Origin of the sequence: Parafrankia sp. FMc2 (genome assembly GCF_041008525.1) — a bacterium.
Classification (GTDB): domain Bacteria; phylum Actinomycetota; class Actinomycetes; order Frankiales; family Frankiaceae; genus Parafrankia.
Genome location: NZ_JBFLUG010000500.1, coordinates 1 through 622, shown reverse-complemented (window position 1 = coordinate 622; position 622 = coordinate 1). Strand labels below are relative to the sequence as shown.

Genomic DNA, 622 nt, shown 5'->3' with positions numbered 1-622 from the left:
CATCGACCACGTCGATCCTCCTCATGTTCTGCTTACTCACGACGTGCGACCTCACGTCGCACTGGACCTTGTAGCCGCACCAGAACAGGTCGTCGCCCTTGGCCGCCCACCGCGCGTCGCGGTCATACGGGGAGGCCAAGCGGCGATGTCCAGGCGGGACACCCTGCTGGTCGGCGTCCCGCTTCACGATCACCTCCCGTCCCCGGCTGTCGGTGGACAGGTAGTAGGTCTGGACCAGCATCTGCCGCAGGAACGCCACCGCGGGAATCTCTCGCAGCCAGCCGGGGGCGGTGGGGGCGGCGACCGCCCGGCACAGTGCGAGCGCGTCCTGCCCGAACACCACGGCGAGGCGGTCCCGGGCCGTCCTCGACGACGGCATCGTCCACCCGTTGACCCGCTCGCCGTAGCGGTGCGCCAGCTCGGCGACGTCCAGGGCACCGGCGAGCCAGTCCGGGGCCGCGACCGCGAGGGCCTCCAACCTTCCCGGGGCGGTTCAGGAATGGCCGCCCCGTCGCTCTGGACGCCCTGGCCGCTGATTCAGATCTGCTGCGGACCGTCGCTGTTTAGGGACCTGCTGGCGGGGCTGTCCACGGGGATGACCTGCGACAACAGGAGATCGGGC

The 622-nt window shown here is 70.4% G+C and carries 1 pseudogene; it reads right to left on the bottom strand.

What is annotated here, in order from left to right:
• A pseudogene (locus AB1460_RS38140) lies at positions 1-478 on the bottom strand (hypothetical protein); the annotation flags it as partial.
• Positions 479-622 lie beyond the last annotated feature (144 nt).